Origin of the sequence: Pseudomonas donghuensis, assembly GCF_000696345.2 — a bacterium.
GTDB lineage: Bacteria > Pseudomonadota > Gammaproteobacteria > Pseudomonadales > Pseudomonadaceae > Aquipseudomonas > Aquipseudomonas donghuensis.
The window spans coordinates 4,943,174-4,967,805 of record NZ_CP071706.1 but is presented as its reverse complement, the minus strand read 5'-3'; the positions used below and the strand labels follow the sequence as shown (position 1 = coordinate 4,967,805).

The 24,632-nt window shown below is 61.4% G+C and carries 22 protein-coding genes and 1 rRNA gene; 15 read left to right on the top strand and 8 right to left on the bottom strand.

Translation table 11 applies throughout. The annotated features are described in order from the left end of the window. Nucleotides 1-7: 7 nt before the first annotated feature. From BV82_RS23075 to dksA, 4 genes are all read right to left on the bottom strand, one after another. Complete coding sequence (locus BV82_RS23075) at nt 8-2,962, bottom strand: sensor histidine kinase (RefSeq protein WP_010223000.1); 2,955 nt, start codon at nt 2,960-2,962, stop codon at nt 8-10. Continuing rightward, entirely contained in the window at nt 2,946-3,122 is a 177-nt protein-coding gene (locus BV82_RS23070; RefSeq protein ID WP_003250005.1) for a hypothetical protein, read from the bottom strand. The genes BV82_RS23075 and BV82_RS23070 overlap by 17 nt, the downstream gene beginning before the upstream one ends. 158 nt (nt 3,123-3,280) lie before the next feature. Continuing rightward, entirely contained in the window at nt 3,281-4,168 is an 888-nt protein-coding gene (gluQRS, locus tag BV82_RS23065) for a tRNA glutamyl-Q(34) synthetase GluQRS (protein ID WP_036996911.1), read from the bottom strand. 66 nt (nt 4,169-4,234) lie between these two features. After that, nucleotides 4,235-4,681: an RNA polymerase-binding protein DksA gene (gene dksA, locus BV82_RS23060; RefSeq protein ID WP_010223002.1), complete on the bottom strand. Its 447-nt coding sequence runs from the start codon at nt 4,679-4,681 to the stop codon at nt 4,235-4,237. A 245-nt stretch (nt 4,682-4,926) separates the two neighbouring features. Between dksA and BV82_RS23055 the strand changes: the two genes are divergently transcribed. Beyond that, complete coding sequence (locus tag BV82_RS23055; protein WP_010223003.1) at nt 4,927-6,099, top strand: pyridoxal phosphate-dependent aminotransferase; 1,173 nt, start codon at nt 4,927-4,929, stop codon at nt 6,097-6,099. Next, nucleotides 6,099-6,812: a DNA/RNA nuclease SfsA gene (sfsA, locus tag BV82_RS23050; protein ID WP_010223004.1), complete on the top strand. Its 714-nt coding sequence runs from the start codon at nt 6,099-6,101 to the stop codon at nt 6,810-6,812. The genes BV82_RS23055 and sfsA overlap by 1 nt, the downstream gene beginning before the upstream one ends. On the opposite strand, the gene BV82_RS23045 is transcribed toward sfsA, so the two are convergent. After that, nucleotides 6,802-7,119 carry a Rieske (2Fe-2S) protein gene (locus BV82_RS23045; RefSeq protein WP_036996910.1) on the bottom strand — a complete coding sequence of 106 codons (318 nt, stop codon included), beginning with the start codon at nt 7,117-7,119 and terminating at the stop codon, nt 6,802-6,804. The genes sfsA and BV82_RS23045 overlap by 11 nt on opposite strands. Before the next feature lie 154 nt (nt 7,120-7,273). Between BV82_RS23045 and BV82_RS23040 the strand changes: the two genes are divergently transcribed. Genes BV82_RS23040 through BV82_RS23030 form a run of 3 tightly spaced genes read left to right on the top strand, consistent with a single transcriptional unit; the run spans nt 7,274 to nt 9,941 of the window. Beyond that, nucleotides 7,274-8,140 (top strand): heme/hemin ABC transporter substrate-binding protein, encoded by an 867-nt coding sequence (locus BV82_RS23040; RefSeq protein WP_010223006.1) that lies wholly within the window; start codon nt 7,274-7,276, stop codon nt 8,138-8,140. A 50-nt stretch (nt 8,141-8,190) separates the two neighbouring features. Beyond that, on the top strand, nt 8,191-9,174 hold the full coding sequence (locus tag BV82_RS23035; protein ID WP_162471130.1) for a FecCD family ABC transporter permease: 984 nt from the start codon (nt 8,191-8,193) through the stop codon (nt 9,172-9,174). Further along, nucleotides 9,174-9,941: a heme ABC transporter ATP-binding protein gene (locus tag BV82_RS23030; protein ID WP_010223008.1), complete on the top strand. Its 768-nt coding sequence runs from the start codon at nt 9,174-9,176 to the stop codon at nt 9,939-9,941. Before BV82_RS23035 ends, BV82_RS23030 begins: the two co-directional genes overlap by 1 nt. Nucleotides 9,942-10,136: 195 nt before the next feature. On the opposite strand, the gene BV82_RS23025 is transcribed toward BV82_RS23030, so the two are convergent. The 3 genes from BV82_RS23025 to BV82_RS23015 form a co-directional block, all read right to left on the bottom strand. Beyond that, a complete protein-coding gene (locus BV82_RS23025) occupies nt 10,137-10,421 on the bottom strand; it encodes a TfoX/Sxy family protein (protein ID WP_010223009.1) in 285 nt (94 codons plus the stop codon). A gap of 167 nt (nt 10,422-10,588) precedes the next feature. After that, nucleotides 10,589-10,933: a pentapeptide repeat-containing protein gene (locus BV82_RS23020; protein ID WP_010223010.1), complete on the bottom strand. Its 345-nt coding sequence runs from the start codon at nt 10,931-10,933 to the stop codon at nt 10,589-10,591. Between the two features lie 104 nt (nt 10,934-11,037). Further along, on the bottom strand, nt 11,038-12,600 hold the full coding sequence (locus tag BV82_RS23015) for a bifunctional aminoglycoside phosphotransferase/ATP-binding protein (RefSeq protein WP_036996909.1): 1,563 nt from the start codon (nt 12,598-12,600) through the stop codon (nt 11,038-11,040). A 116-nt stretch (nt 12,601-12,716) separates the two neighbouring features. Here BV82_RS23015 and mrcB point away from each other — a divergent pair, with 116 nt between their 5' ends. The 10 genes from mrcB to BV82_RS22965 all read left to right on the top strand — a co-directional run bounded on the left by mrcB (nt 12,717) and on the right by BV82_RS22965 (nt 24,597). After that, entirely contained in the window at nt 12,717-15,038 is a 2,322-nt protein-coding gene (mrcB, locus tag BV82_RS23010; RefSeq protein WP_010223012.1) for a penicillin-binding protein 1B, read from the top strand. A gap of 24 nt (nt 15,039-15,062) precedes the next feature. Continuing rightward, on the top strand, nt 15,063-15,824 hold the full coding sequence (locus tag BV82_RS23005; protein ID WP_036996908.1) for a tetratricopeptide repeat protein: 762 nt from the start codon (nt 15,063-15,065) through the stop codon (nt 15,822-15,824). Continuing rightward, nucleotides 15,821-16,153, top strand: coding sequence for a YqcC family protein (locus BV82_RS23000; RefSeq protein ID WP_026001315.1), 333 nt, complete (start codon nt 15,821-15,823; stop codon nt 16,151-16,153). The genes BV82_RS23005 and BV82_RS23000 overlap by 4 nt, the downstream gene beginning before the upstream one ends. Before the next feature lie 422 nt (nt 16,154-16,575). Further along, entirely contained in the window at nt 16,576-18,300 is a 1,725-nt protein-coding gene (locus BV82_RS22995; RefSeq protein WP_010223015.1) for an acetolactate synthase 3 large subunit, read from the top strand. A gap of 2 nt (nt 18,301-18,302) precedes the next feature. Then, nucleotides 18,303-18,794 (top strand): acetolactate synthase small subunit, encoded by a 492-nt coding sequence (gene ilvN / locus BV82_RS22990; RefSeq protein WP_010223016.1) that lies wholly within the window; start codon nt 18,303-18,305, stop codon nt 18,792-18,794. Nucleotides 18,795-18,844: 50 nt separating this feature from the next. Then, on the top strand, nt 18,845-19,861 hold the full coding sequence (gene ilvC, locus BV82_RS22985; protein WP_010223017.1) for a ketol-acid reductoisomerase: 1,017 nt from the start codon (nt 18,845-18,847) through the stop codon (nt 19,859-19,861). Between the two features lie 146 nt (nt 19,862-20,007). Beyond that, a complete protein-coding gene (gene pssA, locus BV82_RS22980) occupies nt 20,008-20,865 on the top strand; it encodes a CDP-diacylglycerol--serine O-phosphatidyltransferase (RefSeq protein ID WP_010223018.1) in 858 nt (285 codons plus the stop codon). Nucleotides 20,866-20,928: 63 nt separating this feature from the next. After that, nucleotides 20,929-21,942 (top strand): protein-methionine-sulfoxide reductase catalytic subunit MsrP, encoded by a 1,014-nt coding sequence (gene msrP, locus BV82_RS22975; protein WP_010223019.1) that lies wholly within the window; start codon nt 20,929-20,931, stop codon nt 21,940-21,942. Then, nucleotides 21,942-22,562: a protein-methionine-sulfoxide reductase heme-binding subunit MsrQ gene (gene msrQ, locus BV82_RS22970; protein ID WP_010223020.1), complete on the top strand. Its 621-nt coding sequence runs from the start codon at nt 21,942-21,944 to the stop codon at nt 22,560-22,562. The genes msrP and msrQ overlap by 1 nt, the downstream gene beginning before the upstream one ends. A 498-nt stretch (nt 22,563-23,060) precedes the next feature. Then, a 16S ribosomal RNA gene (locus BV82_RS22965) occupies nt 23,061-24,597 on the top strand. Nucleotides 24,598-24,632: the final 35 nt, after the last annotated feature.

The following is a 24,632-nucleotide window of genomic DNA, read 5'->3' as shown; positions in this document are numbered from 1 at the left end:
GACGGTCTCAGTTCACAGCGGACGTCGCTACGACATGGCGCGGCAGGGTCACTCGGATCCGGGTGCCGCGTTGGCTCTGGCTATCGGCCGGGCTGTCGATGGTGATTTGTCCATAATGCTCTTCCACGATGGAATAGACCAGAGCAAGCCCCAGTCCGGTGCCTTCGCCCGGGTCCTTGGTGGTGAAGAAGGGTTCGAACAGACGATCCATGATGTTTTTCGGGATACCGCTGCCTTCGTCCTCGACGATCAGGTCGACGGTATGCTCGCTGGCTTCGCTCTTGACCCGCACCGCGCTGCCGGGCGGGGAGGCGTCGCGGGCGTTGGACAGCAGGTTGATCAGCACCTGGGCCAGGCGTTGCGGGTCGCCCTCGACCCAGTGATCGGGGTCGCACAGGTTGAAGAACTGTACTTCGAAATTGCGCCGGTTCAAGGCCAGCAGACCGATGGCATCCTGGGCCACTTCGGCCAGGCACACCGGCTCGTCGCTGTGCTGGTGGCTGCCGGCATGGGCGAAACTCATCAGCGACTGGACGATGCGCGAGATGCGCTTGGTCTGCTCCAGGATCTGGCTGCTCAACTCGGTGATCTCGCCGTCCTCTTCGCGCTCTTCGCGCAGGTTCTGTGCCAGGCAAGCGATGCCAGTGACCGGGTTGCCGATCTCATGGGCAACCCCGGCGGCCAGGCGGCCGATGCTGGCTAGGCGCTCGGAGTGCACCAGCTTGTCTTCCAGGGCCTGGGTCTCGGTGAGGTCCTCGACCAACAACACCAGGCCGCTGTTGCCCGGTGCCAGCGGCTCGTCGATGGCCGCCTTGTGCAGGTTCAGCCAGCGGGTCTGACCGTCCAGGCCCAGGCGCTGTTTGTGCAGGTGTTCGTCGGGCACGTTGATGAAGCCCAGCAGCAGGCCGCGCCAAGGCTCGGCAATGGTCGCCAGGCGCGAGCCGACCACGCGCTTGGCGGGGATACCGGTAAGCTCTTCCATGGCCTTGTTCCACATCAGGATTTCCTGGTCCTTGGCCAGCGAACAGACGCCCATTGGCAGTTCCTGCAGGGTCTGGCGGTGGTAGCGGCGCAGGGCGTCGAGCTCGGCGGCAAGGCCGGTCAGGCGCGAGTGGTAGTCTTCCAGGCGGCTCTCGATGAAGTGGATGTCTTCGGTAACGTAATTTTCGTTACCAGACTTGTAGGGCAGGAAGGTCTCGACCATGTCCTGGGCCACGCTTGGGCCCATCAGGCCCGACAGGTTGGCTTCGATGCGGTCGCGCAGGCGGCGCAGGGCATACGGGCGGCGCTCGTCGAACGGCAGGTAGAGATCGCGCAGGGCCTGCTCGACTTCCTTCTGCGCAGCCTTGGCGCCCAGGGGCTTGGCCAGCTGGGTGGCGAACTCCTGCGGCGAAGCGGCGTGCAGCTCACGGCGCTGCGGGCGACGGACGTTATCCACCGCACAGGCCTCGGCGGCACTGACTTCTTCGCTGCTGGCGTTGGTGAACAGCGAGATCAGGGTGAACAGCAGCACGTTGGCCGCCAGCGAGGCGATCGCGGCCATGTGCCAACTGGTGTCGTCGAGCACATAGATCATGTTCAGCAGCGGGATGTAGAAGCCCTGCAGGTTGCCCACCAGCGGCAACAGCATGGTCACCATCCACACCAGGATGCCGGCCAGCAAGCCGGCGATGAAGCCGCGGCGGTTGGCGGTGGGCCAGTACAGTACCGAGAGTACGCCCGGCAGGAACTGCAAGGTGGCGACAAAGGCGACGATACCGAGATTGGCCAGGTCCTGCTGGCTGCCCAGGGTCAGGTAGAAGCCAAAACCGGCGGCGATGATGGCGACGATCAGCGCCCGTCGGGTCCACTTCAGCCAACGGTAGATGTTGCCCTCGGCCGGCGGCTGGTACAGCGGCAGCACCAGGTGGTTGAGGGCCATGCCCGAGAGTGCCAGGGTGGTGACGATGATCAGCCCGCTGGAGGCCGATAGCCCGCCGATGTACGCCAGCAACGCCAGCGCCTGGTTGTTGGCGGCGATGCCCAGGCCCAGGGTGAAGTACTCCGGGCTGGTGCTGGCGCCCATCTTCAGGCCGGCCCAGAGAATCAGCGGTACCGCCAGGCTCATCAGCAGCAGGAACAGCGGCAGGCCCCAGCTGGCACTGACCAGTGAGCGCGGGTTGAGGTTCTCGGTAAAGGCCATGTGGTACATGTGCGGCATCACGATCGCCGAGGCGAAGAACACCAGCAACAGGGTACGCCAGGGGCCTTCCTGCAACGGTGTGTGCAGCGCGGCGAGGGCAGTCTGGTTCTGCAGCAGCCAGACTTCCAGTTGATGCGGTCCGCCAAACACACCGTACAGCGCATAGAGGCCGATGCCGCCCAGGGCCAGTAGCTTGATCACCGACTCGAAGGCAATGGCAAACACCAGGCCTTCGTGTTTCTCCCGCGTGGCGATGTGCCTGGAGCCGAAGAAGATGGTGAACAGGGTGATCAGGGCACAAAAGGCAAAGGCCACCCGCGCCTTGACGGGCTCGCCCGTGAGGATACTGATCGAGTCGGCTACCGCCTGGATTTGCAGCGCCAGCAACGGCAGCACGCCGATCAGCATGAATACGGTGGTCAGCGCCCCGGCCCAGGTGCTGCGAAAGCGAAAGGCGATCAGGTCGGCCAGCGATGACAGCTGGTAGGTGCGGGTAATCTTCAGGATCGGATAGAGCAGTACCGGCGCCAGCAAGAAAGCGCCGGACACCCCCAGGTAACAGGCGAGAAAGCCGTAACCATACTGGTAGGCCAGGCCCACCGAGCCATAGAAGGCCCAGGCGCTGGCATAGACGCCCAGCGACAGGGTGTAGGTCAGCGGGTGGCGGATGATCGAGCGCGGGATCATTCCGCGTTCGCTGACCCAGGCCACGCCGAACAGCACCAGCAGGTAGGCGGCGCTGATCAGGATCATCTGGGTCAGGCTAAAGCTCATCGGCATCACGTTGGCTCTGCAGGATAAAGGTCACGACGATCAGGATCAGCCAGAGCAGGTAAGGGCGATACCAGGCACCGGTTGGCTCGATCCACCAGTCCATGATGGCCGGGGAGAACAGGTAGATCCCCACGACCAGAAGCAGGACCAAACGATAGATATACATGCTGGCCTCAAAGGTAAGGACGCTGCGGCTTGGACTTATTATTGGCGCAAATGGCTGCGGCGATGGTAACGGGCTTGTGCGTTTTTGCCAAAGAATTGAATTTACTAGGCTTTCTGCGTCGGGGTAACTGTCTGTGGTGGGGGCGGATCAGAAGGGAATCAGCGCAGGTCGGCCTCGGGCACGCTCAAGCGCCGGGGCAGGATGTCGGGGTTCCAGTGCAGTGCGGCATGGGCCAGTACTTCGGCCGGAGTGCCTTGCTCCATGCCCGCTTCGGTCGTCTGGCCCAGCGCGCGCAGGGCCCGCAGCAGCAGCGCAGTGGCCTGGTCGGCGGCCAGGGGCGGCGAGCGGTAGGACTTGCCCAGTTTGTGCCCGTCCGGCTGTACGATCAGCGGCACATGCAGGTAGCGCGGTTGCGCCAGCCCCAGCAGTTCCTGCAGATACAGCTGGCGCGGGGTGTTGTCGAGCAGATCGGCGCCGCGGACGATATCGGTCACCCCCTGCCAGGCGTCATCCAGCACCACGGCCAGTTGATAGGCGTACAGGCCATCACGGCGGCGAATGACGAAATCACCGACTTCGCGCCCCAGGTGCTGCTGGAAATGGCCCTGTACCCTGTCATCGAAATGGTAGACAAGCTCCGGCACCCGCAGGCGGATGGCAGCATTCTCGCGGCTATGCCCGGCGTTGCGGCACAGGCCTGGGTAAACACCGTTGTAACCTTCGAGCTGCTTGCGCGAACAGGTGCAGGCGTAGGCCAGGCCCTGACGGAACAGGCGCTCGAGCACTTCGGCATAGGCCTCGTGACGCAGGCTTTGGTACACCACCTCGCCGTCCCATTCCAGGCCGTAGCTTTCAAGGGTGTTGAGGATCGCTGCCTGGGCACCGGGGGCTTCGCGGGGCGGGTCGATGTCTTCCATGCGCACCAGCCAGGTGCCGCCGACCGCACGGGCGTCCAGCCACGAGGCCAGGGCCGCGACCAGCGAGCCGAAGTGCAGGTAACCACTGGGGGTAGGGGCGAAGCGCCCAATATAGCTGGAGTCGTTCATGGGGTGTGGAGCCTGTAAATCAAACGGGGCGCTTTGAGCGCCCCGTTGCGTTGCAAGTTGCTGGCATCACGCCTTGCCGACTTGCTTTTCCTTTTTCTCGGCCAACTCTTTGCAGTCAAAACACAGGTCGGCGGTCGGGCGGGCTTCCAGTCGGCGAAGGCCGATTTCAACGCCGCAGGCTTCGCACCAGCCGTACTCTTCGTCCTGGATCTTCTGCAGGGTCTTGTCGATTTTCTTGATCAGCTTGCGCTCGCGATCACGGTTGCGCAGTTCCAGGGCAAACTCTTCTTCCTGGCTGGCGCGATCGGCGGGGTCCGGGAAGTTGGCTGCCTCGTCTTTCATGTGGTCCACAGTCCGGTCCACACTGGTCATCAGCTCCTGCTTCCACGCACCGAGAAGCATGGTGAAGTGCTTGCGCATGGGGTCGCCCATGTACTCTTCACCCTTGGTTTCCTTATAGGGTTCGACACCGTACATGGTCTGACTGGCTTTTTGCTTTTCTAGGGTGGACATGAATAGACCGCCTCTCACTTTTCTAATCCATTGCGCAGGCTGCTCCATCTCCGGCGCCCGCCGGCCCTGCGACTGCGAGCCGCCGAACTTACCAGATCGAACCGGGGTGCGCTACTCCCGGTTGTCAAGGCCGGGGCAATGGCACCAAGCCTTGAAGATCTTTGCAGTGGACCGCAGCTTTTGCCACACGTTCGACCCGGCGCATGGGTAGAATCATTATTCTAGACCCTTTTGAGAGAAGGCTAATGGCCCAGCCCTACAGTGCGCGCAGCCGCGCCATCGAACCTTTCCACGTGATGGCCCTGCTGGCCCGCGCCAACGAGCTGCAGGCGAGCGGTTGCGACGTGATCCACCTGGAAATCGGCGAACCGGACTTCACTACCGCGGCGCCTATCATCGAGGCCGGCCAGGCCGCGCTGGCCCAGGGGCATACCCGTTATACCGCCGCCCGCGGGCTGCCGGCGCTGCGTGAGGCCATTGCCACCTTCTACCAGCAGCGTTACGGGCTGAGCATCGACCCGCAACGCATCCTCATTACCCCGGGCGGCTCCGGCGCCTTGCTGCTGGCTGCCAGCCTGCTGGTCGATCCGGGCAAGCACTGGCTCCTCGCCGACCCGGGCTACCCGTGCAACCGGCACTTCCTGCGCCTGGTCGAAGGTGCTGCGCAACTGGTGCCGGTGGGGCCAGAGGTGAATTATCAATTGACCGCCGATCTGGTCGAGCGCTACTGGGACCAGGACACCGTCGGCGCCCTGGTGGCGTCGCCGGCCAACCCGACCGGCACGGTGCTTGATCGCGACGAACTGGCCGGCCTGTCGGCCGCTACCCGTGCGCGCAAGGGTCACCTGGTGGTGGATGAGATCTACCACGGCCTGACCTACGGCATGGATGCACCGAGTGTGCTGGAAGTCGACGACGAAGCCTTCGTCCTTAATAGTTTTTCCAAGTATTTCGGCATGACCGGCTGGCGCCTGGGTTGGCTGGTTGCGCCACCGGCGGCAGTGGCTGACCTGGAGAAACTGGCGCAGAACCTCTACATCAGTGCACCGAGCATGGCCCAGCATGCGGCATTGGCATGTTTCCAGCCCGGGACCCTGGCCATCCTCGAAGAACGGCGAGCGGAATTTGCCCGCCGTCGCGACTTTCTCTTGCCGGCCTTGCGTGAACTGGGCTTCAGGATTGCCGTCGAGCCTCAGGGCGCGTTCTACCTGTACGCCGACATCAGCGCCTTTGGCGGTGATGCCTTTGCCTTCTGCCAGCACTTCCTTGAAACCGAGCATGTGGCCTTCACCCCGGGCCTGGACTTCGGCCGCCACCAGGCCGGGCACCATGTACGCTTTGCCTACACCCAGAGCTTGCCGCGCTTGCAGCAAGCGGTTGAGCGAATTGCCCGCGGACTGCGGAGCTGGCAAGGCTGATGCGTTTTTCACCCACACTCGAAACCGCACGTTTGCTGCGCCGCTACAAGCGCTTCCTGGCCGATATCGAACTGGCCAACGGCGAGCAGATGACCATCCATTGCCCCAACACCGGCTCGATGTTCAATTGCATGGTCGAGGGCGGCCAGGTCTGGTTCAGTCGTTCCAACGACCCCAAGCGCAAGCTGCCCGGCACCTGGGAAATCAGTGAAACCCCGCAGGGGCGCCTGGCCTGTGTGAACACCGGGCGGGCCAACACCCTGGTTGAAGAAGCCTTGCGCGCCGGGATCATCAGTGAACTGGCAGGCTTTACCGGGCTCAAGCGCGAGGTGGCCTATGGCGAGGAGAACAGCCGGGTGGACTTTCGCCTGGAGTTCGCCGAGGGGCCGGCCTACGTCGAGGTCAAGAGCGTGACCCTGGGCTTCGATGATTGCAGCGTGGCCGCCTTCCCCGATGCGGTGACCCAGCGCGGCGCCAAGCACCTGCGTGAACTGGCAGCCTTGGCTCGCCAGGGGGTGCGTGCGGTGCAGCTGTATTGCGTGAACCTGAGCGGTGTCGAAGCCGTACGCCCGGCCGACGAGATCGACAGGGCCTATGCCGATGCGCTACGCGCTGCGGTGGCCGACGGCGTCGAGGTGCTTGCCTATGGCACGCGGATCGATGGCGAGCAGGTCTATATCGATCGGCCGTTGCCGGTATTGCTCAGTCGATAAGCCAGATGCCCTGGCTGTCTTCGCGGCAGCCCAGGGCCGTCAGTTGCTCGCCCTCGCAGGGACCCGCCACGCATTCGCCGGATTCGATCAGAAACAGCGCGCCATGGCGCCCGCAGGCAATCAGGCTGGCGCTGCTGTCGAGAAAGGCGTCAGGCTCCCAGTTCAGGGGGATACCGCGATGGGGGCAGTAGTTGCGGTACAGGTAGACAGTGCCCGCACGTCGAACCGCGAAAATCCCGAGGTCATCGACACTGAAGCCGCGGCTCTGGCCTTCGCTCAGTTGTTCGGGACGACAAAGAAAATGCATGGTGAGGGGTTACCTGTAGTCACAGTGACGGCTTGACGTGCAAATGCAAATAATTATCAAATTGCCTGCATCAGCCGTATCGGACGCTTTATACCGTGCGTCCCCGGCATTATCCACCCGGATTGCCGCTCCTCCTCATTCAAGGAAGCCTGTTATGCGCCCAAGTGCCCGCCTGATCGCCCTGTGTGCCGGTCTTGTGTTCAACACCCTGGCCCAGGCTGAAGCCTTGCCGCAGCGCTGGGTCAGCGCCGGTGGGGCTTTGAGTGAGTGGGTTGCAGCGCTGGGAGGGGAGCAGAAACTGGTGGGGGTCGATACCACCAGCCAGCATCCTGAGTCGCTCAAGGCCTTGCCGAGCATCGGCTACCAGCGCCAGTTGTCTGCCGAAGGTGTGCTGAGCCTGCGCCCGGATGTGCTGGTGGGGACCGAGGAAATGGGGCCGCCGCCAGTGCTGGCGCAAATCCGTGGCGCCGGGGTCAAGGTCGAACTGCTTTCCAGCAAGGCTGATCTGGCGGCAGTCGAAACCAACCTGCAGCAACTGGGGCGCTTGCTCGGCAACGAGAACCAGGCCCGGCAGTTGTTTGCCGACTACCGCCAGCAACTGGCTGCCTTGCAGGGCAAGATCAAACAACTGCAAACCCGTCAGGCTGCCCCTGGGGTGATCCTGCTGGTCGGTCATGCCGGCGCCAAACCCATGATCGCCGGCAAGGGTACCGCCGGTGATTGGCTGCTCAAACAGGCAGGTGCGCGCAACCTGGCCGATAACGAAGGCTACAAGAACTTCTCGGTTGAAGCACTGGCGGCGCTCGATCCCGATGTACTGGTGTTTGCCGACCGTAGCCTCAGCGGCGAGCAGGCCTTGCAGGCATTGCTCAAGGAAAATCCGGCCCTGAGCGCCTCGCGCGCCGCACGCAGCAATCGCCTGATCGAGTTGGACCCGACCCTGCTGGTCGGCGGGCTCGGTCCGCGTCTGCCGACTACCTTGCAGAACCTGTCCACAGCCTTCTATCCGACAGCCCGATGAACCGGCTGATCAAACCGCGCACGCTGTTCGTCACCCTGGCACTGTTGTGCCTGCTGGCGATCTGGTTGTCGCTGGCGCTGGGGCCGGTCAGCCTGCCACTGCTCGATACCCTGCGGGCCGGGGCGCGGCTGGTCGGGTTGCCGGTGGCCGGAGAAGGGCTGGAGCAGGCCGAGCTGATCCTTGGCCAGATTCGCCTGCCACGAACCCTGCTGGGGGTGGCTGTGGGCGCGGTGCTGGCGCTGACCGGGGTGGCGATGCAGGGGCTGTTTCGCAATCCGCTGGCCGACCCCGGCCTGGTCGGTGTCTCCGCTGGCGCCGCGCTTGGTGCGGCGGTGGCGATTGTCGGCGGCGCGTGGGTCGGTGGCATTCCTGAGGTGTTCGGCCCCTACCTGTTATCGCTGTGCGCCTTTCTTGGCGGCTTGGCGGTGACCGCGCTGGTGTATCGCCTCGGCCGGCGCGATGGCCAGACCAATGTCGCCACCATGTTGCTGGCGGGCATCGCCTTGACCGCCTTGGCCGGTGCGGCGGTCGGGCTGTTCACTTATCTGGCCGATGACGCCACCTTGCGTACCTTGACGTTCTGGAACCTGGGCAGCCTCAACGGCGCGAGCTATCAGCGCCTGTGGCCGCTGGTGCTGGTCGCCATCGTCGTTTCGCTGTGGCTGCCGCGGCGGGCCCAGGCCTTGAATGCCCTGTTGCTGGGCGAGTCCGAGGCCCGGCACCTGGGCATCGAGGTCGAGAAACTCAAGCGCGAACTGGTGTTCTGCACCGCTTTGGGGGTGGGCGCGGCGGTGGCGGCGGCGGGGCTGGTCGGCTTTATTGGCCTGGTGGTGCCGCATCTGGTACGTCTACTGGCGGGGCCTGATCACCGCGTGCTGCTACCGGCATCGCTGTTGGCTGGCGCTTCACTATTGTTGTTCGCCGACCTGGTCGCCCGCTTGGCGCTGGCGCCTGCTGAACTGCCCATCGGTATTGTCACCGCGTTTATCGGCGCACCGTTCTTCCTCTACTTGCTGCTGCGAGGGCGTGCCTGATGTTGCGAGTCGAGAATCTGTCGCTGCGCCGGGGCTCAAACCAGGTGCTGAGCGATATCAGCCTGGTGCTGGAAGCCGGCCAGGTGCTAGGTGTGTTGGGCCCTAACGGCGCGGGTAAAAGCAGCCTGCTGGGGGTGATGTGTGGTGAGCTCAGTGCCAGCGAAGGGCGAGTGACCCTGGATGAGCGAGGTCTATGTGACTGGCCCGGTCAGCAGCGCGCCCAGCGTTTGGCAGTATTGCCGCAGGTGTCCAGCCTGGGTTTTGCCTTCAAGGTCGAAGAGGTGGTGGGTATGGGGCGCTTGCCGCACAACAGCGGCCTTGAACGCGACCAGCAGATCATCGACCTGGCCTTGCAGGCCGCCGATGCCAGCCATCTGATCGGGCGCAGTTACCTGGCGCTCTCCGGGGGCGAACGTCAACGCGTGCACCTGGCCCGGGTGCTGGCGCAGCTGTGGCCAGGGGAGGAGGGCAGAATCCTGTTGCTCGACGAGCCGACTTCGATGCTCGATCCGTTGCACCAGCACACCACCTTGCAAGCGGTGCGCGAGTTCGCCGACCGCGGTGCTGCAGTGCTGGTCATCCTGCATGACCTGAACCTTGCCGCGCGCTACTGTGACCGCATCCTGCTGCTCGAGCAGGGCCGCGCCCACGCCCTGGATACCCCGCAGCAGGTATTGCGCCCGGATTCACTCAAGGCTGTGTTCGGCATCGACGTATTGGTACAACCCCACCCTGAGCGTGGGCACCCGCTGATCATCGCCCGCTAGGGCGCCCCGGAGGTCAACGCGAGGAAAAATACCAGGCAAAAAAAGACCCGGCAAAGTGCCGGGTCAATAACCGTGATTAGCCTGATGAGGAGATAATCTGAGAGTCCGAACCAGGGGCTTTCAGGTTACCCAACCAGTCTCGCGACCAGTTGTGATAATCATAACGATTCTCATTATCGAGTCAAGCGCCGTGGCTTAATATTCTCGATTATTTTTCTGTACACCCGCTTTACCGTCCAGTTGCTGGTTCAAGGCTTCCTTGCGTTCGGCCGGAATGTCATTCCAGTGCACATCGAGCAAGGCGCCTTCGATTGCATAGAGCAGCACCTTCGAAGCCCGGAAGCCTCGGGTGCGCACGGCCTTGTAGGCATTGACCGCACCCAGCCGGCGTAGGTCCGAAGCGCTGTGGATGCCGACCGCATGCAGCCACTGCGCAGAAGTCTTGCCAAGGTTTTTCAGATGCTGGAGTTCATCGTTCATCAAGCCTCCTTGCGACGGCTGAACGGGTCTTGATTGAGGAATCGCGGCAGGTCAATGAGGAGTGTAGCGGCACTTGGGAAATACGCGGCGTTTTGCCATCCGCGTGCCGACGGGTAGCCGAAAACCGCCCGCAAGGCCGCAGCCCGCGGGCGTTTCGCTCGTTGGTATCAGCGTGTACGGTAGCGCAAGCGGGTGCCGAAATTGACCGACATGAGGATCTCGTCGGCGCTCAGTTCGCTGGGAAAGTAGGTGCCGGAAATCTGCGCATGGGCAAGGCTGGCGCCTTCCAGGCTGTTGTGCCGCAAGTCCAGGCCGCGCAGGTCGGAGGCACGGAAGTAGGCATCGGTGAAGTCGATGCCGGTGGTGTCCAGGTCGCGCAGGTCGAGCCCACGGAAATCACCGCCGCGAAAGTCGACGGTGCCGTCCCTGGGCTTCTCGCGGTTGAAGCTGGTGATCTGTTCGTCATGCACCAATGCATACAGCGCGCTGTCCAGTTGCCGTGGCTGACTCATGAGACACCTCCTTGTTTGAGCTTATGGTGACACTATAGTGCCACCATTGCGGAGGTGCTCGGAATCAGGCGTGAAGTGTCGACTGCTTCACGTCTCGGGGTGCATTACAGCCCTGGCAGGCGCTGGCGGATCTGTTTGACCAGCAGGTCGAGGCTGCCGCTTTCGTTGGTTTCCACCCGCTTGCTCTGCAGCAGCTCTTCGGCGCTGAGCGGGTCACGGCTGGCCTGCTGAGCCTTGACCACTTCGAGGGTGGCGTCCGACGGATCGTTCTGATCGGCCTGACGCTGGGCCAGCCAACTGGCAATCACCGCATCCGGTGCATTGCAGTCGAGGATCAGGAACGGCACACCGGTTTCGCTGGCAACGCCGGCTGCGGCCTGACGCTGGTCGTGCTTGAGGTAAGTGGCGTCGATGACCACCGGGAAGCCGGCACGCAGGATGGTTTCGGCCAGTTGATGCAGGCGCTGGTAGGTGGCCTGGCTGGCGTCTGCACTATAAATGCCGGCTTGCAACTGGCCGGCATTGGCGCTGGCTTGTTCACCGAACAGGCGCTTGCGCTCGACGTCCGAACGCAGGCGGATGGCGCCCAGGGCATCGACCAGGCGCATGGCCACGTGGCTCTTGCCGACGGCGGAAACACCGTGGGTGATGGCCAAAAAGCGCGACGGAATGGCGCTGTAGCTTTCCGCCAGGTTGGCGTAGTTGCGGTAGGTGCGCAGGGTGGTGGCGCGCTGCACGGCATCGGCGTTGGCCGGCATGCTGAACAGGGCGACCTTGGCCCGCACCAGTGCGCGGTAGGCCTTGTAGAAGTTCAGCAACTCCAGGCCGGCATAATCGCCGGTCAGCTCCAGGTACTGACTGATGAAGCGCCGCGACAGCGATTTCAGGCCGCGGTCTTCAAGGTCCATGGCCAGGAACGCGGCGTCGGCGTAGACGTCGGTCAAGCGGAACGGCTCGTTGAACTCGATGCAGTCGAAAATCACCACCTTGCCGTCGATCAGGGTGGCGTTGCCCAGGTGGATGTCACCGTGGCATTCGCGAATGAAACCTTCTGCCTTACGCTGCTCAAGCAGGCCGTGCAGGCGCTTGAAGCTGTCCTGGGCCCAGGCCTGCAAGGCATCCAGTTGTTGCAGGTCGGCCTTGTCGGACAGGAACGGGCGAATCTGTTCGAAGTTCTGCTCGACCGGGGCCATGACGCTGTCCGGGGTGCCCAGCGGATGCTCCACGGCCACCTTCGGCGCCGCCAGGTGGAAGCGGGCGATCTGTTCGGCCATCTGGTCGATGTGCGCGGCGGTCAGTTCGCTATTGGCCTGCAGGGTGCTGAGCATCTGGCTCTGAGGGAACTGGCGCATTTTCAGCGCGTATTCGATCGGCTCGCCTTCGCCGCCCAGTTGCGGTGCTTCGGCGCTGCCGGTGATCGGCAGCACTTCCAGGTACAGGCCTTCGGTCAGGCGCTGGTTCAGGCGCAGCTCTTCGGCGCAGAAGTGCGCGCGCTGGGACAACTGGGTGAAGTCGAGGAAACCGAAGTTCATCGGCTTCTTGATCTTGTAGGCATAGTCACCGGTGAGCAGCACCCAGGAGATATGCGTCTCGATGACCTGAAATGCCTTCACCGGGTGAGGGAACAGGGCGGGATTCTGCAGTGCTGTGATCAAGGCTTGGCTCACGGGCGATCCTTCTGGGTCAGGAGATTCGAATCGGCCATTATGGCCGCAAGCGGGGCTGGTGCAAACCGCCGGAGGGCGCCTGTCGATGATTGATAAAGTGCGTATAATCCGCCGCCATGACTCGATCCCGATCCCCCCGTACCGCTAAAAAACGCCCGTCTGGCCGCTCGCGTGCCTGGCTGGGCTGGGCCCTGAAGCTCAGCCTGGTCGGCCTTGTGCTGGTGGCGGGCTATGCCATTTACCTCGACGCCGTGGTCCAGGAGAAGTTCTCCGGCAAGCGCTGGACGATTCCGGCCAAGGTTTACGCCCGGCCGCTGGAGCTGTTCGTCGGCCAGAAGCTGAGCAAGGCTGATTTCCTTATCGAGCTCGATGCCCTCGGCTATCGCCGCGAAAGCGTCGCCAATGGCCCGGGTGCGGCGGCGGTCAACGGTAATACCGTCGATCTGAATACCCGTGGCTTCCAGTTCTATGAAGGCATGGAGCCGGCGCAAGGCGTGCGCGTGCGTTTTTCCGGCGACTACGTTGCCAGCCTGAGTGGCGCCAACGGCTCGAAGCTCGACGTGGTGCGTCTGGAGCCGCTGCTGATCGGCGGCCTGTACCCGAAAAACCTCGAAGACCGCATCCTGATCAAGATCGACCAGGTGCCGCCTTACTTGCTGGAAACCCTGGTGGCGGTGGAAGACCGCGACTTCTATCACCACTTCGGCGTATCGCCCAAGTCGATTGCCCGGGCGGTGTGGGTCAACACGTCATCCGGCGCCATGCGCCAGGGCGGCAGTACCCTGACCCAGCAGTTGGTGAAGAACTTCTACCTGACCAACGAACGCAGCCTCAGCCGCAAGCTCAATGAAGCAATGATGGCGTTGTTGCTCGAACTGCATTACGACAAGCGGGAAATCCTTGAGGCCTACCTCAACGAGGTGTTTGTCGGCCAGGACGGCCAGCGCGCCGTGCACGGCTTTGGCCTGGCCAGTCAGTTCTTCTTCAGCCAGCCGCTGTCGGAACTCAAGCTGCATCAGGTCGCCTTGCTGGTCGGTATGGTCAAGGGGCCTTCCTATTACAACCCGCGGCGTTACCCGGAACGGGCGACGGTACGGCGTAACCTGGTGCTCGACCTGCTGGCTGAGCAGGGCGTGGCGACCCCGGAAGCGGTGGAAGCGGCCAAGAAGATGCCATTGGGCGTGACCAAGCGCGGCAGCCTGGCCGACAGCTCGTACCCGGGCTTCCTCGACCTGGTCAAACGCCAGCTGCGCCAGGACTATCGCGACGAGGACTTGACCGAAGAAGGCCTGCGCATCTTCACCAGTTTCGACCCGATCCTGCAGATGAAGTCCGAAGCGGCCATGGGCGAGACCTTCAAGCGCCTGGCCGGGCGCAAGGGCGCGGATGAAGTCGAAGCGGCAATGGTGGTGACCAACCCGGAAACCGGTGAAGTCCAGGCCCTGATCGGTAGCCGCCAGGCTGGATTTGCCGGCTTCAACCGCGCCATCGACGCGGTGCGGCCAATCGGCTCGCTGGTCAAGCCAGCGGTGTACCTGACCGCCCTGGAAAAACCGAGCAAATACACCCTGACCAGTTGGCTGCAGGACGAGCCGTTTTCGGTCAAAGGCGCCGATGGCCAGGTGTGGAAACCGCAGAACTACGATCGGCGTTCCCACGGCACCATCTATCTGTATCAGGGCCTGGCCAACTCCTACAACCTGTCGACGGCCAAGCTTGGCCTGGAGTTGGGGGTGCCGAACGTGCTCAACACCATCGGCCGGCTGGGCGTGAACGTTGACTGGCCAGCCTTCCCGTCGATGCTGCTGGGCGCCGGCGGGATGTCGCCGATGCAGGTTGCGACCATGTACCAGACCCTGGCCAATGGCGGTTTCAATACGCCGATGCGCGGCATTCGCAGCGTGCTCACCGCCGAAGGCGAGCCGCTCAAGCGTTATCCGTTCCAGATCCAGCAAACCTTCGACCCGGGCGCCATTTATCTGGTGCAGAACGCTATGCAGCGGGTGATGCGCGAAGGTACCGGGCGTTCGGTCTACAGTGTGCTGCCAGGCTCGTTGAACCTGGCGGGCAAGACCGGTACCAGTAACGACTCCCGTGACAGCTGGTTCGCAGGCTTCAGCCAGGACCTGCTGGCGGTGGTGTGGCTGGGCCGTGACGACAACGGTAAAACACCGTTCACCGGCGCCACGGGTGCCTTGCAGGTCTGGACCAGCTTCATGCGCAAGGCCGACCCGCTGCCGCTGGACATGCCGCAGCCCGACAACGTGGTTCAGGCCTGGGTCGATCCGCACAGTGGCCAGGGCTCGGACGCCAGTTGCCCGGGCGCCGTGCAGATGCCGTATATTCGTGGGAGTGAACCGCCGGCCGGAGCTGCCTGTGGCGGTGAGCCGGACCCTGCCGAGTCCGTCATGGACTGGGTCAAGGGTTGGATGAATTAAGCACTAGCCTAAAGAGGGTGTGAAGTGAACAAGTGGTGGTTTCCAGCCTTGACGGCGCTGGCTTTGCTCAATGGCTGCGCCAGCAATCCGCGCGGCTCCATTCCCGTGGTCGATTCCAGTACCCGGGTGTCCAACAGTGAGCGGGTCACGGCCAACCGTGGCGCGCCTGCGCAGATCTACAGCGGTACGCGCCAGGCGCAAGCCGTGCCGCAGGACTCCGGGGTGATGGTCATGGTCCCGCAAGGTGCCGGCGCTGCACCGATCCAGACGTTCCCGGCATCCACCGGCGCCGCACCGATCAGCACCGGACCGATTACCCCGGGGCCGAGCAGCTCGGCGCCATTCGACAGCAGCTCGACCAACGCCGGCAGCTACACCATGCCGAGCAGCAGCGCCCCGAGCGCGCCGAGCGGGATTCCGCGCGCCAGTGCTGCCAGCGGCGGCCTGTCGGCTGACGAACAGCTCGACGGCCCGGTGCTGGCGCTGTTGACCACCGCCCAGCAGCAACAGAGCGGCGGCGACTACAACGGCGCTTCGTCGAGCCTGGAGCGTGCCCAGCGCATTGCTCCGCGTGAGCCGCAGGTGCTCTACCGTCTGGCCCAGGTGCGCCTGGCCCAGGGCGATGCCGCGCAGTCCGAGCAACTGGCGCGCCGTGCACTGACCTACGCCAACGGCCGCCCCGACCTGCAGGCCGGGTTGTGGAACATCATTGCCCAGGCACGCGAGAAACAGGGTGATTCAGCTGGCGCAGCGTTGGCGCGGCAGAAAGCCCAGGTCAACCTGTGATGGATCCGCGCATTCTCGATATCGCCGATCACCTGTTGTTGATCGAGCATGAGCTGCGCCTCCAGGGCTGGTGGAGCGATGAGCCGCCCAGCGCCCAGGCGTTGGCCAGCACCGTGCCCTTCGCCGTCGACAGCATGAACTTCGATCAGTGGCTGCAGTGGATTTTCCTGCCGAAGATGAAAGTGATTCTCGAGAAAGGGCTGCCGTTGCCAAATGCCTCCGGCATCCTGGTCATGGCTGAAACGGTATACGTCGACCGCCCGGAGCAAAGCCGCGAGCTACGCAGGCTGCTAGCAGAGTTTGACCAATTGATCAGTCCTTCTGCCTGAATTTCCCTCTTTTCACCCTTGGAGCCACAGATTGTGGCTCTTTTTATTTGTATTGTTTATTTTTCTGCTGCTGTCTTTGGTATTAGTGGTGGCTGTGGATCGTCCTTGCGCGAAATTGGCAATAATTTTTCTTGACTTGCGCGCGCCGAAAAAGAAGAATCCAGATTCCGCTGTAGAGGGACTGCCAGAAGCAGACCCGCTAAGCAGATCATGAGGCGCACACCCGCGCCGACCTGTAACACCCCGCAACGCGTTACCTCGCGCTGGGTGGGAAAACCCCGCAACACTTTGGGGCGCTCCCAATACTTGCTCAGTCAGTGCTGACGTAGTCGGCGATTCCGTCGCTCATGCTCTGCTTGGCAGTAAACCTATTAAGACCCGTCCAGCGTGGACGGTATTCTGGCGTTTTAGAGGTGAACAACGTGGAGCTTTTATCTGGCGCTGAGATGGTCGTCCGCTTTTTGCGTGACGAAGGCGTTAAGCACATCTACGGGTACCCTGGTGGTGCTCTCCTTCATGTTTACGATGCCCTGTTCAAAGAACCGGAAGTAAGCCACATCCTGGTTCGTCACGAGCAGGCAGCGACCCATATGGCGGACGGTTACGCCCGTGCCACCGGCAAGGCCGGCGTGGTACTGGTGACCTCTGGTCCAGGCGCGACCAATGCCATCACCGGTATTGCCACCGCGTACATGGACTCCATTCCGATGGTCATCCTCTCCGGTCAGGTGCCCAGCACCATGGTCGGTACCGATGCCTTCCAGGAAACCGACATGATCGGTATTTCCCGGCCGATCGTGAAGCACAGCTTCATGATCAAACATGCCTCGGAAATCCCTGAAGTCCTGAAAAAAGCCTTCTATCTGGCGCAGTCCGGTCGCCCGGGCCCGGTCGTGGTCGATATCCCCAAAGACATGACCAACCCGGCGGAAAAGTTCGAATACGTCTACCCCAAAAAGGTCAAGATGCGTTCCTACAGCCCGGCTGTTCGTGGTCACTCGGGGCAGATCCGCAAGGCTGCCGAGATGCTCCTGGCCGCCAAGCGCCCAGTGGTCTATGCCGGTGGCGGCGTGATCCTCGGCGGCGGCTCTGCCGCGCTGACCGAAGTTGCGCAGATGCTCAACCTGCCGGTCACCAACACCTTGATGGGCCTGGGTGGCTATCCGGGTACCGACCGCCAGTTCCTCGGCATGCTCGGCATGCACGGCAGCTACACCGCCAACCTGGCCATGCACCACGCTGACGTGATCTTCGCCGTCGGTGCGCGTTTCGACGACCGCGTGGTCAACGGCCCGGCCAAGTTCTGCCCGAACGCCAAGGTTATCCACATCGACATCGACCCGGCGTCGATCTCCAAGACCATCAAGGCCGACGTGCCGATTGTGGGTCCGGTCGAGAGCGTACTGACCGAAATGGTCGCGACCTTACGCGAAATCGGCGAGCAGCCGGACAAGGCGGCCATGGACGCCTGGTGGAAGCAGATCGAAGAATGGCGTGGCGGTCGCGACATGTTCCCTTACGACAAGGGCGACGGCAGCGTGATCAAGCCGCAGACCGTGATCGAGACCCTCTGCGAAGTGACCAAGGGCGATGCCTTTGTTACCTCCGACGTTGGTCAGCACCAGATGTTCGCGGCGCAGTATTACCGCTTTAACAAACCCAACCGCTGGATCAACTCCGGTGGCCTGGGCACCATGGGCTTCGGCTTCCCGGCGGCCATGGGCGTCAAGCTGAACTTCCCGGACCAGGACGTTGCCTGCGTGACCGGCGAGGGCAGTATCCAGATGAACATCCAGGAGCTGTCGACCTGCCTGCAGTACGACCTGCCGGTGAAGATCGTCAACCTGAACAACGGCGTATTGGGCATGGTTCGCCAATGGCAGGACATGGCCTACAACAGCCGTCACTCGCACTCCTACATGGAATCGCTGCCTGACTTCGTCAAGCTGGCCGAAGCCTATGGTCACGTGGGTATCCGCATCACCAGCCTGAAAGACCTCAAGCCCAAGCTCGAGGAGGCGTTCGCCATGAAGGATCGCCTGGTGTTCATCGATATCCAGGTCGACAACAGCGAGCACGTCTACCCGATGCAGATCAAAGACGGCTCGATGCGCGATATGTGGCTGAGCAAGACGGAGCGTACCTAATCATGCGGCACATTATTTCCCTGCTGTTGGAAAACGAACCCGGTGCCTTGTCCCGCGTGGTCGGTCTGTTCTCGCAGCGTAACTACAACATCGAAAGCCTGACGGTGGCGCCAACCGAAGACCCGACCCTGTCGCGTCTGACGTTGACCACGGTCGGTCATGATGAGGTGATCGAGCAGATCACCAAAAACCTGAACAAGCTGGTTGAAGTCGTCAAGCTGGTCGACCTCTCGGAAAGCGCGCACATCGAACGTGAACTGATGCTGGTCAAGATCAAGGCCACGGGCGCCCAGCGTGCCGAGATCAAGCGCACCACCGATATCTATCGTGGGCAGATCGTCGATGTCAGCAGCAGCGTCTATACCGTTCAGCTTACTGGCGCCAGCGACAAGCTTGACAGCTTCATTCAGGCCATCGGTACCGCGTCCATTCTCGAAACAGTGCGCAGCGGCGTTACCGGCATTGCCCGTGGCGACAAAGTGCTCAGCATCTAACTCAAAAAATTAGCGATGGCCTTACGGGCCGAGATAACAGGGGTATTTTCATGAAAGTTTATTACGACAAAGACTGTGACCTTTCCATCATCCAGGGCAAGAAAGTTGCCATCATCGGTTACGGCTCCCAGGGCCACGCTCAGGCGTGCAACCTGAAAGACTCCGGTGTGGACGTCACTGTCGGTCTGCGTAAAGGTTCGGCCACCGTTGCCAAAGCTGAAGCTCACGGCCTGAAAGTTGCCGATGTAGCGACCGCTGTTGCCGCTGCCGACCTGGTCATGATCCTGACCCCGGACGAGTTCCAGTCCCAGCTGTACAAGAACGAAGTCGAGCCGAACATCAAGAAGGGCGCCACCCTGGCCTTCTCCCACGGTTTCGCCATCCACTACAACCAGGTCGTTCCACGCGCCGACCTGGACGTGATCATGATCGCGCCAAAAGCGCCAGGTCACACTGTACGTTCCGAGTTCGTCAAAGGCGGCGGCATCCCTGACCTGATCGCGGTCTACCAGGACGCTTCCGGCAATGCCAAGAACGTTGCCCTGTCCTACGCTGCTGGCGTTGGTGGCGGCCGTACCGGCATCATCGAAACCACCTTCAAGGACGAGACCGAAACCGACCTGTTCGGCGAGCAGGCTGTTCTGTGTGGCGGTACCGTCGAGCTGGTCAAAGCCGGTTTCGAAACCCTGGTTGAAGCTGGCTACGCGCCAGAAATGGCCTACTTCGAGTGCCTGCACGAACTGAAGCTGATCGTTGACCTCATGTACGAAGGCGGTATCGCCAACATGAACTACTCGATCTCCAACAACGCCGAATACGGCGAGTACGTGACCGGCCCAGAAGTCATCAACGCCGAATCCCGCCAGGCCATGCGCAACGCTCTGAAGCGCATCCAGGACGGCGAATACGCCAAGATGTTCATCAGCGAAGGCGCCACTGGCTACCCTTCGATGACCGCCAAGCGTCGTAACAACGCTGCCCACGGCATCGAAGTCATCGGCGAGCAACTGCGCTCGATGATGCCTTGGATCGCGGCGAACAAAATCGTCGACAAGGCCAAGAACTGATCTTGTCCTGATGCGATGAAAACGCGGCTTCGGCCGCGTTTTTTCGTTTAGGCGGTCAGCTTCTGGTATAAAGCTTCATCGTTTGTCGGCGAACCCTCGTCGCAGACGTCTGTCGAAACTTTCCACACCGTTGCAAGGTAATGTCCATGAGCGAACGTCCCGAAGAGCCGAACAAGGCCTCTGACGCCGAAAGCCTGCTACCGATCGATGAGCATGTTGAAGAAGGGCATGACGCCGAAGGACGCAAGGTTCGGCATCGCGGCATCTATCTGCTGCCCAACCTGTTCACCACTGCGAACCTGTTCGCCGGTTTCTATTCGATCATCAACTCCATGAGCGCCCAGGCGGCCCTCAGTGCGGGTGATCCGCGCGAAGCGAGCAAGTATTTCGCCTTCGCCGCCATCGCCATTTTCGTCGCCATGGTCCTCGATGGCCTGGACGGCCGCGTGGCACGCATGACCAATACCCAGAGCGCCTTCGGTGCCGAGTACGACTCGCTGTCGGACATGGTCGCCTTCGGTGTTGCCCCGGCATTGCTCGCGTTCGGCTGGGCCCTGGGTGACATGGGTAAAGTCGGCTGGATGGTTGCCTTCATCTATGTCGCCGGTGCCGCGCTGCGTCTGGCGCGCTTCAACACCCAGGTCGGCAAGGCCGACAAGCGTTACTTCATCGGCCTCGCCAGCCCGGCTGCGGCCGGTGTGGTGGCCGGTACCGTCTGGGCCTTCAGCGACTATGGCATCCAGGGTTCGAAGCTGTCGTTCCTGGTGGCGCTGCTGGTGGCTGCGGCCGGCATGCTGATGGTCAGCAACATCAAGTACAACAGCTTCAAGGAGCTGGACCTCAAGGGGCGCGTGCCGTTCGTAGCGATCCTCGCCGTGGTGCTGGTGTTCGCGGTAGTCTTCAGTGACCCACCGCGCATCCTGCTGCTGGTGTTCCTCGGCTATGCGGCCTCCGGCCCTGTGCAATACCTGTTGCGCATGCGTCGGCGGAAAAACATCGAGTGATGTAATTTCGCTAGGGCTCCGTAGTCTACTGGTGCATCAGTCCTCCAGTTCTACGGAGCCATCATGCTCATCAAGCTGTCCAAAGCCTCCGATTGCAAAGAGTCGGAAATCACCCCCGAATCCCTTTATGTCTCGCGCCGCGCCATTCTCGGCGGGTCGCTGGCTGCCCTGGCCGCTACTGCGCTGCCGCGGTGGGCCGGTGCTGCCGACGCGTCGCGCTATGCCGATGTCGAGGCGGGCAGGGCGCCAGGCTGGTTCAGCGACAAGCTCGCCGCTACCAAGTGGCAAGCCGTGACGGCGCCGGGCGAAGCCATCACGCCGTTCAAGGATGCCACCCACTACAACAACTTCTACGAGTTCGGCGCCGACAAGGGCGATCCGGCAGCCAATGCCGGCAGCCTGAAAACCGAGCCATGGACAGTGGTGGTGGATGGTGAAGTCGGCAAGCCCGGGCGCTATGCCCTGGAAGACTTCATGAAACCCTACCAACTGGAAGAGCGTATCTACCGGCTGCGCTGCGTGGAGGCCTGGTCGATGGTCATACCCTGGCTGGGCTTTCCGTTGTCGGCGCTGCTCAAGCAGGTCGAGCCAACGTCCAAGGCACGCTTCATTCGCTTCGAAACCCTGCAAGACCCGAAGAGCATGCCTGGCCAGCGCTCAAGCTTTGCCCTGATCGACTGGCCTTATATAGAAGGCTTGCGCCTGGATGAGGCAATGAACCCGCTGGCGATCCTCGCTGTCGGCATGTACGGGCGCGAGTTGCCCAACCAGAACGGTGCACCGTTGCGTTTGGTGGTGCCGTGGAAGTACGGCTTCAAGAGCATCAAGTCGATCGTGCGCATCAGCCTGGTTGAAGCGCAGCCGCGCACCACCTGGCAGGCGATTGCCCCGGAAGAGTATGGCTTCTACGCCAACGTAAACCCCGAGGTCGATCACCCGCGCTGGACCCAGGCGCGTGAGCGGCGCCTGCCCAGCGGCCTGTTCAGCCCCAACGTGCGGCCAACGCAGATGTTCAATGGCTATGCCGAAGAAGTGGCAGGGCTGTACAGCGGCCTCGACCTGCGGAAGAACTACTGATGCGTTATCCACTGTTTCGACTCGGTATCTTCATCCTGGCCAGTATCTGGCCGCTGTGGTGGTTATATGAAGCGGCCATGCAAGCCCTTGGGCCGGATCCGGGCAAGATCCTGGTTGATCGCCTGGGCCTGGGCGCGTTGACCTTCTTGCTGATCACCTTGAGCATGACCCCCTTGCAGCGCCTTACCGGTTGGGCGGGCTGGATCGTCTCGCGGCGCCAGCTGGGCTTGTGGTGCTTTGCCTATATAGTGCTGCACCTGAGTGCCTACATGTTCTTCGTGCTTGGCCTGGATTGGGGGCAATTGGGTATCGAGCTGAGCAAGCGGCCTTACATCATCGTCGGTATGCTGGGCTTTGTGGGCTTGCTGGCACTCGCGGTGACCTCCAATCGGTATAGTCAGCGCCGCCTGGGCGCGCGTTGGAAGAAGTTGCACAAACTGGTCTACGCGATCCTGGGCCTGGGCCTTTTGCACTTTCTCTGGGTAGTGCGCGCCGACCTCAAGGAATGGTCGGTCTACGCTGCTATTGGCGTGTTCCTGCTGGCCTTGCGTATTCCCGCATTGGAGCGGCGAATCCCGCGGCTGGTAACGCGTAAAGCAGCTCCTGCAACAAAAGCTTAAATAAGTCCTTGACGCGCCATTTAATCTCTCTATAATTCGCCCCACTTCCGGCGCAGTCTGAACTGAAAACTCCTTGAGTTTCAACGAGTTAGCAGTTTCAGGGCATTCCGGAGGGGCTTCGATCGAAAGATCGGCAGCGGTGAAAAAGGCAGTTGACAGCGGTTTGAAACGCTGTAGAATTCGCCTCCCGCTGACGAGAGATCGCAGCGAGTCAAGTGGTTGAAGTTGAAAGAGAAATTCTGAAAAACTTCAAAATAAACGCTTGACAGACTCTGAGGAAGGCGTAGAATGCGCGCCTCGGTTGAGACGAAAAGCTCTTAACCAACCGCTCTTTAACAACTGAATCAAGCAATTCGTGTGGGTGCTTGTGAGCTCAGACTGATAGTCAAAAAGATTATCAGCATCACAAGTGGCTACACGAAAATCGAAAGATTTGAAAGTAAGTCATTTGAGATTGCTGAGCCAAGTTTAGGGTTTTCTCAAAACCCAAGCAGTATTGAACTGAAGAGTTTGATCATGGCTCAGATTGAACGCTGGCGGCAGGCCTAACACATGCAAGTCGAGCGGATGAGAAGAGCTTGCTCTTCGATTCAGCGGCGGACGGGTGAGTAATACCTAGGAATCTGCCTGGTAGTGGGGGACAACGTTTCGAAAGGAACGCTAATACCGCATACGTCCTACGGGAGAAAGCAGGGGACCTTCGGGCCTTGCGCTATCAGATGAGCCTAGGTCGGATTAGCTAGTTGGTGAGGTAATGGCTCACCAAGGCGACGATCCGTAACTGGTCTGAGAGGATGATCAGTCACACTGGAACTGAGACACGGTCCAGACTCCTACGGGAGGCAGCAGTGGGGAATATTGGACAATGGGCGAAAGCCTGATCCAGCCATGCCGCGTGTGTGAAGAAGGTCTTCGGATTGTAAAGCACTTTAAGTTGGGAGGAAGGGTACTTACCTAATACGTGAGTATTTTGACGTTACCGACAGAATAAGCACCGGCTAACTCTGTGCCAGCAGCCGCGGTAATACAGAGGGTGCAAGCGTTAATCGGAATTACTGGGCGTAAAGCGCGCGTAGGTGGTTCGTTAAGTTGGATGTGAAATCCCCGGGCTCAACCTGGGAACTGCATCCAAAACTGGCGAGCTAGAGTAGGGCAGAGGGTGGTGGAATTTCCTGTGTAGCGGTGAAATGCGTAGATATAGGAAGGAACACCAGTGGCGAAGGCGACCACCTGGGCTCATACTGACACTGAGGTGCGAAAGCGTGGGGAGCAAACAGGATTAGATACCCTGGTAGTCCACGCCGTAAACGATGTCAACTAGCCGTTGGAATCCTTGAGATTTTAGTGGCGCAGCTAACGCATTAAGTTGACCGCCTGGGGAGTACGGCCGCAAGGTTAAAACTCAAATGAATTGACGGGGGCCCGCACAAGCGGTGGAGCATGTGGTTTAATTCGAAGCAACGCGAAGAACCTTACCAGGCCTTGACATGCAGAGAACTTTCCAGAGATGGATTGGTGCCTTCGGGAACTCTGACACAGGTGCTGCATGGCTGTCGTCAGCTCGTGTCGTGAGATGTTGGGTTAAGTCCCGTAACGAGCGCAACCCTTGTCCTTAGTTACCAGCACGTTATGGTGGGCACTCTAAGGAGACTGCCGGTGACAAACCGGAGGAAGGTGGGGATGACGTCAAGTCATCATGGCCCTTACGGCCTGGGCTACACACGTGCTACAATGGTCGGTACAGAGGGTTGCCAAGCCGCGAGGTGGAGCTAATCTCACAAAACCGATCGTAGTCCGGATCGCAGTCTGCAACTCGACTGCGTGAAGTCGGAATCGCTAGTAATCGCGAATCAGAATGTCGCGGTGAATACGTTCCCGGGCCTTGTACACACCGCCCGTCACACCATGGGAGTGGGTTGCACCAGAAGTAGCTAGTCTAACCTTCGGGAGGACGGTTACCACGGTGTGATTCATGACTGGGGTGAAGTCGTAACAAGGTAGCCGTAGGGGAACCTGCGGCTGGATCACCTCCTTAATCGACAGACATCAGCTGTCTTATAAGCTCCCACA